6 protein-coding genes are annotated in these 7,289 nt (G+C 37.7%); 1 reads left to right on the forward strand and 5 read right to left on the reverse strand.

Annotation, left to right across the window (positions count from 1 at the left end; all coding sequences use genetic code 11):
* A partial coding sequence (gene uvrC / locus E1176_RS09115) for an excinuclease ABC subunit UvrC (RefSeq protein WP_155210300.1) occupies positions 1-1,601 on the forward strand: 1,601 nt, incomplete at its 5' end.
* A gap of 41 nt (positions 1,602-1,642) precedes the next feature.
* Here uvrC and porN read toward each other — a convergent pair.
* From porN to E1176_RS09140, 5 genes are all read right to left on the reverse strand, one after another.
* Positions 1,643-2,545, reverse strand: a complete 903-nt coding sequence (gene porN, locus E1176_RS09120) for a type IX secretion system ring subunit PorN/GldN (RefSeq protein ID WP_155210301.1) — start codon at positions 2,543-2,545, stop codon at positions 1,643-1,645.
* Between the two features lie 11 nt (positions 2,546-2,556).
* Positions 2,557-4,161 (reverse strand): type IX secretion system motor protein PorM/GldM, encoded by a 1,605-nt coding sequence (porM, locus tag E1176_RS09125; protein WP_155210302.1) that lies wholly within the window; start codon positions 4,159-4,161, stop codon positions 2,557-2,559.
* A gap of 57 nt (positions 4,162-4,218) precedes the next feature.
* Complete coding sequence (gene porL, locus E1176_RS09130; protein ID WP_155210303.1) at positions 4,219-5,058, reverse strand: type IX secretion system motor protein PorL/GldL; 840 nt, start codon at positions 5,056-5,058, stop codon at positions 4,219-4,221.
* Positions 5,059-5,117: 59 nt separating this feature from the next.
* On the reverse strand, positions 5,118-6,194 hold the full coding sequence (gene porK / locus E1176_RS09135; protein ID WP_155210304.1) for a T9SS ring complex lipoprotein PorK/GldK: 1,077 nt from the start codon (positions 6,192-6,194) through the stop codon (positions 5,118-5,120).
* Positions 6,195-6,377: 183 nt separating this feature from the next.
* Positions 6,378-7,289: PorP/SprF family type IX secretion system membrane protein (locus E1176_RS09140; protein WP_155210305.1), on the reverse strand; the 912-nt coding region annotated here is incomplete at its 5' end.

Raw genomic sequence — 7,289 nt, forward strand, 5'->3', positions numbered from 1 at the left:
AGAATATTGAATGTGTAATCGCCAATTCTGAGTTTGATGCGCTGCTACTTGAGAATAACCTTATAAAGGAAAACCAGCCAAGATATAATATACTCCTCAAAGACGATAAGACATTTCCCTATTTATGTATTATCAATGAGAGGTTTCCCAGAGTCATCTCAACAAGAAAATTTGATCCTACCAAAGGAGAATATTTTGGGCCCTACTCTAGCGTAGTGGCTATGAAAAATGTGCTTGAATTACTAAGAAAGTTGTATACCATTAGAACTTGTAAGCTTAATTTGAGCAAGAAAAATATAGAATCTGGCAAGTTTAAAGTTTGTCTGGAATATCACATCGGTAACTGTAAAGGTCCATGTGAAAATTTACAAGAAGAGGCTGATTACAATCAGGAAATAGATCAGGCACGGAGTATATTAAAGGGTAATTTATCAGTTGTAAAAAACTATTTTAAGGATAAAATGCGTTTGTCTGCAGAAGCCCTCGAGTTTGAGAGAGCCCAGCTTTTTAAAGACAAACTTGATCTACTAGATAAGTTTCAATCTAAGTCAACCGTGGTGAATCCTAAATTGTCAGATTTAGATGTATTTACTATGGCGCGGAGTAATAGCAAAGCTTTCGTAAATTATCTTCAGATTAAAAACGGTGCTATCATCTTAAGCAACACAGTAGAGCTTAAAAATAAGTTGGATGAGACTGATGAGGAAATCATCAAATTTGCTGCAGTTCAACTCAGGTACAAGCATAACAGCATTCATAAAGAAGTATTATCAAACATTGCCTTTGAGCTAGAGGAAACTATAGAGGTAATTGTACCTAAAATAGGTGATAAGAAAAAGTTGGTTGACTTTTCTCTCCGCAATTCTTTAGAGTACAAGCATAAGAAAGTAAAAGCCAAACCAAAAGACAAGCTTAATGAGGCTGTTGTCAAGCTACAGTCAGACCTTAAGTTGACAGAGCCTCCATTGCATATCGAATGTTTCGATAATAGCAACCTTCAGGGTACTAATCCTGTGGCCTCTATGGTTTGCTTCAGAAATGGTAAACCTTTTAAGAAGGACTACCGTCACTTTAATATTAAAACCGTTGTAGGTCCTGATGATTTTGCCTCAATGAAGGAGGTTGTTTACAGGCGATATAAGCGATTGTTAGAAGAAGAAGAGCCATTACCTCAGTTGGTAGTTATAGATGGAGGTAAAGGACAATTAAGCAGCGCATGTAGTGCCTTAAAAGATTTATCTGTTTATGGCCAAATCCCAATCATTGGCATTGCTAAAAGATTAGAAGAAATTTACTTTCCAGAAGATTCAATACCTCTGCATATTAGTAAAAAATCTCTGTCATTAAGGCTTCTACAACACCTACGAGATGAAGCACATCGCTTTGCTATTACCTTCCATCGTTTAAAAAGGAGCAATGCAACGTTTAAAACAGGTCTTGAGGATATACCCGGAATAGGTGAGAAGACAGCAAACTCCCTTTTAAAGAATTTTAAATCAATTGAAAAGATTAAAAACTCATCTGAAGATGAGCTAGCAAAAATAATTGGTAGAAAAAAAGCAATAGTCACACTAAACCACCTCAATAAAAAAAGGGGCTAAAAGCCCCTTCTATATTTCTAATGAGATTGTACTTAAGAGTACTAGTACTCCCAAAGGTTATGCTCTTTTTCCATCAACTGCATTTCCCACCATTCAGATGCCATCACAGCTTCCATTCTCTTACCTTGATACATATCGATTATAGGATCGTTATCAGGGTTTTCAAATTTGAAGAGTGAAGCTCTAAACAATCTTAAGGTAAACGCATCTGCAAAATTCTTATTTTCAGCACTATTGTACCTGTTAATCCAGATTGCGCTTTCAGGATGTGCCTTGAATAATTTATGCAAATCCTTATACTTTAACACTGCTAATGGTAATTGAACACCATCTAATGTTTCCGAAGCAGGTATAATTAACTCAATAGACTGTATCTTATGATATAAACGTGATCTTCTCTTATCAAAAATCACATCTTCCATTATTCTTAACAAAGTGATTTGTCTAGGTAAGAATAATACATCATCACCTACACCAGGAGTTTCTTCCCAATCATCAGGAGATTCTGAAGGTACAGAATTTACTTCATCAAAGATGGCAGTGTATACTTTTCCTTCATATTTTACCTGGTCTCCTTCATAATATTCAAAATTAGGATCCCATGCATCTATTTGAATTCCTTCCTGAAAAACAAGTTTGTCTAAAAACTCATCTTTACTCATTTTAGTTGTTAAGGAGTCATTAGCATAGATATCTGATAATTCACCAGACTGAATTGCCTCTAACAAAAAAGCGGTAATTTCACCTCCCCTTGCAAAGAAACCTTTATTCTGTTTCTCTTTAAGGTCAATAGTTCTCCAAACTCTTCTTTTAAACAAATGCTCATACCGAGGTATAGGCTCTATTGAATTTGGATTATACTGCTCTACTTCACTCAACTGACCATAAACTGGTACAGTGAATAAACCCACTAAGACAACCGCTAAAAATTTTGTCAATCTCATTATGATATAACTTAATCTATTGGAACGCTATAAATTTCTGTTAGTGGCTTAACTCTCTCGCTTTCACCTTGATAAGTTCTTCTACTAACATTCTCTACTTTCACGATCAGGTTATCTCCTTTTCTGAAGAGACTTCTCCATGATCTTAAGTCAAGATTTTCAGAAGTAAACGTAGCTGTTTTTACTTGTCTTCCAGCTCTCGCTAATTTCACTTCAATTTTTCTGACTCTATACCTTGCATCGTTAGGCACTTCTCTTGCGAAGTTCTCGTCAGCCTCTGCACTTACCTTTAGTGTAGTTAAAGAAGCGGCAGGAACACCTTTCTCAAAGTCTACCGGTCTACCTCTAGAGGTAATCTGTATAGATGGAGGTGGAACCTTCTTTACATCGAACGTTTCAGTACCTAATACATTGCCAGAGTTGCTAACAGAAAGTTTTACTTTACTTCTACCTTTAGGAATAACTGTTACTAATCCTGTTCTATTACCTTTAACTACAGTAGCCTGAGATGAAGAGAACGAAGGATTATAAGAAGTACCCAACGCTGGAACTTGTATATCAAGTTCATTTCCACAATTCATATAAAGTGCTGAAAGAGCTGCTGATCTAACTTGTATTACTGGCTTCACCACATAGTAAGTGTGATTAATCACATATGTAGAGTCATTTAACTCAATTTCTGCTTTAAATGATTTTTCAGCAGTAAGTGTTTTAGGATCATAGTTTCCAGCAGTAGCAGGAAATTTAATTTTTCCGTACTTAACACCAGCCTCTGTTACACTAGCCTCAATCTCTTTGCTGTTATACATAAAAGTTGGGTTAGTACCTGAAGAAGCAGCTGTGATAAATAAGTCTGCCTCAAAATCTGCTCCAGCAGCTACAGTATTAGACGCAGGTCTTACCAAAGGAACAAGAATATCAAATTCCACATCTTTAGCTCCCACTTGCTCTGCTAAATCCTCGAGTGCTTTTTGCTCATACGCCAACACTTCAGCTTCTAAGTGACTTATTGTAGCCATACCAGCAGCAGTAGGTGTATTTCCAAAGTAATACTCAGAGAATGTCTTCATATTTTGATTTGGATCCGCAGCTGCAATAGGAATATCCTTTGCATCCTTTGCCAGAGGCTTAAAGTCATTGTTTCCAGTCAGCTGCTGAAGAGTATTAGCATAATTATTAAGCTTTTTCTTTAGTTCAGCACCGTTATTCTTTTGTATCATATAGTTACCAACGATATCATAATCTTTGGCTCCTATCAGTTGACCATTTTCATCATAACCGTCATCGTCTCCTCCTCCAGTTATTTTTGCCATGGTTTTTCTTGTTTCATCCATGTACTCAAGCAAATCGCTTGTAATCTCTCTTACTTGAGTAGCTTTTTGAAGCGCCTTTTTATCATCAGGTCTGTTTCCCTTCTTTTCTACTTCAGCAGAAATAGCACTTAGAGTTTTCACGTTTCTTTCACGTGCTTCCTCACCCGATCTTCTTAAGGCCTCATCGATAAAGACGAACTTCTCGAGTACCGCGTTACTTACCTGCAATGCTAGCAGTGCAGTCAGAACGAGGTACATCATACCGATCATCTTCTGTCTTGGGGTTTCTTTTCCACCAGCCATATTAGAATAATTTTATAAATGAATAAATCATAAATATCTCTTTCTTACGAGTCGACCTTAACCTTTCTGGTTAGGGTTTCCTCCACCACCTCTCATAGCAGTAAGCATACTTCCGTATACATTGTTAAGAGAAGTTAAGTTGCCGGTAAGCTTATCTAATTCATTTGCAAATGTCTTAGTTTTCTCACCAGCCTTCGCCATTCCATCTAATGCTCCAGCCATGTTAGTATAGAATTTGTTCATTGCTTTTACATGACTATCAGCATCTTTCAATTCCATTTCGTATACAGCATTAAGAGCACTTAGATTCTTAGTCACGCTTTGAATTTGCGCGTGATACTCTTTAGAATCTTTAGTAGCATCAGCCATTTGAGTCATAGCTTGTGCTGTGGTGGCGTAAGATTTATTCATTTCAGACAATGATTTAGAGGCGGTCTTCACATTGTTGGCGTAATCATTTGTAGCTACTGCTGCATCAGCAAGATTAGACATTTTAGAGGCTGAATCAGCCATGTTTCTCATGCCTTTACCTAAACTCTCAATTAGTTCAGGACCTATTTTAGCCTTATCCATCATTTTGTCTAATTCCTGACTAGGTGATGCACCAGATCCAGATTTGTTTGAAATTCTAGGTGCAGCGCTTGCTCCATCATAGTCTTCAGCTAATTCAGGATAAACTTTAGACCAGTCTGGTTCAGAGTGTGGTGGTTCAAATGCACTAAGGAAGAAAATAACGGCCTCAACAGTCAGACCTATCATAAGCATTGCGTTAGCTCCTTCTAAATGCAAGATCTTAAACATAGCACCTATAATTACCACTGCAGCACCGATACCATAAATCTTAGGCATTATGGTTTTAAACATCAGTTCTGCAAATCCGCCTTTTTTTCTACTCATTGTCTTAAGGTTTTAGTTAAATGATGATTAATTTAATGGTTCTTTTAGTTATAGTCAAATTAAAATTCAGCTCCCGAAGATCTACCCAAATGGGTCATTGCGTTACGGAAACCAATGTAAGCTCTGGTAGAATCCTTGAACTCGAAAGTTCTTGTACCAGTCTCTAGATAGTATGCAACATCTTTCCACGATCCTCCTCTTATGACTTTCTTAGGGATGATGTCTGCATCATATTTTTTATCTGAAGGGTTTGTTCTAGGGTCAATATACTGAGGGTTCAAATCCCACACGGTTGGCACTGAAATAGCACTGAAATCATCCAGACACCACTCAGATACGTTACCGGCCATATCGTATAGTCCATAGTCGTTAGCAAAATAAGAAGCTACTCTGGCAGTGTAAGCGTAACCATCGTCATAAAAGTTTCCTCTACCAGGCTTAAAGTTAGCTAACATACACCCTTTAGAGTTACGAATGTAAGGGTTACCCCAAGGATATTTAGCCATATCTCTTCCACCTCTGGCTGCATATTCCCATTCAGCTTCGTTTGGCAATCTAAATGAAGGCATTGGTACTTCGCCAACACTTCTTCTGTAATCGTTCCAGTATGCAGTTCTCCACTCTGAGAAGTAGACTGCTGCATCCCAGTTTACGCCCACAACAGGATAGTCGTCATAACCTGGGTGCCAGTAGTAATAATCCATTACAGGATCACCCATATGATGAGCAAAATCCTTCACCCAAACAGTGGTGTCAGGATAGTAGTCACTCATAATCTTCTCTTCTCCAAGAACACTCACTGAGTCTTCTAAAAGGTGATTTATGAATTGACGATATTCGTTATTTGTAATTTCGGTATCATCCATATAGAATGATCCAATTGTAACTTGCTTGTTAAAATTGATTTGAGTAGAAGCTGGGTCTTCATCTGCCTGACCCATGTGGAATGTACCTGCGGGAATTGGCACCATACCATATGGAAGGGTCATAACCCATCCTTCTCGGCCGGGAACACCTACGAGCTCGCCCTGATCGCCTCCTCCAGCGCCTCCGAGGCCTAAGAGTCCACAACCTCCTAATATTGTTGATGCCAACAACAACAATGAGTAGAAGAATCTTCTAGTAACTTTATACATAACACTTTTCTTTAAACTCTTTAACTTAATTCTCTAAGTTAAAGCCAACTAAGTTTTTGAGGTGGAAATATATATAAAAAAATTAATTTAAAATCGTCAACTTCTGTTTTTTGACCACTTTTTCTCGATCATATATTTTACAAATTGTATAATTTCTTACTAAATGCAAAATAATTCTCGCTCTTAATGCCTAAACCTCGGTGTGCGTACCACCTTCTTTCCACTGCCCGGATTAACAGGCAATTGATAGCTCACCAAAATTTCATGTGAGGTAGGCTTTTTAGCGTCCTGATCTTTAACTACATACCCGAAGGCGTAGCCAAAGCTCAACGACTTATCTTTCAAAAAATTGTATCCCAACAAAGCATTTACATCTTCAGACTGTCTAAAAGACAAGCCCGCCCATATCTGATCTTTGTAATAACCCATAGCGCCTAACATAACGTTATAGGAGTTAAAATCTGTTTGGAGCAATAAAGACGGCTCTAACTTTAAGTCAAAGTTCACTTCATGAATATAACCTAAAGTTAAATAAGCATGTTGCTCAAGTGGATTTCGCAATTCATTTGATCCGAAATCAAACTCAGCCTCCAAGATATGATTAAAACTCACACCCGCATAATATTTTTCCGATCTAAAATAAATTCCTAAAGCCATATCTGGTCTCACCTGAGATTCCAGTCCTTGCTTATCTCGCAATTCAGGATCTGGTTCTGCCGGATCATAACGATCAAAATCAATTGACTGAGAAAAAACACCTGCTCGAAATCCGAAACTAAGCTTTGATTTTTTTATACCTAAATGATAGGCATAAGATGCTTGAATCATTAAGTTATTCTGGGGGCCCAGGTTGTCGTTTACAACTATTGCCCCAAAACCACTATTGAACTTATAAATCGGTGTGGTCATACTAAATACCTGAGTATTTGGTGCGTCACCACCAGGGTAACCTAACCACTGAGATCTGTGCAATAATGAAATTTGAGTTATACCTTCAACACCTGAAAATGCAGGATTGTAGTATAGCTGGTTCTTCATATAGTACGAGAACTGAGCATCTTGTTGTGCGTGCGCTGTGTTGATACTAAAAAATAG

Origin of the sequence: Fulvivirga aurantia, assembly GCF_009711475.1 — a bacterium.
Lineage (GTDB): Bacteria > Bacteroidota > Bacteroidia > Cytophagales > Cyclobacteriaceae > Fulvivirga > Fulvivirga aurantia.

Excerpts from the sequence above, each read along its gene's own strand:
- porN (WP_155210301.1), bottom strand. The coding sequence starts at position 2,545 with ATGAGATTGACAAAATTTTTAGCGGTTGTCTTAGTGGGTTTATTCACT.
- porM (WP_155210302.1), bottom strand. The coding sequence starts at position 4,161 with ATGGCTGGTGGAAAAGAAACCCCAAGACAGAAGATGATCGGTATGATG.
- porL (WP_155210303.1), bottom strand. The coding sequence starts at position 5,058 with ATGAGTAGAAAAAAAGGCGGATTTGCAGAACTGATGTTTAAAACCATA.
- porK (WP_155210304.1), bottom strand. The coding sequence starts at position 6,194 with ATGTATAAAGTTACTAGAAGATTCTTCTACTCATTGTTGTTGTTGGCA.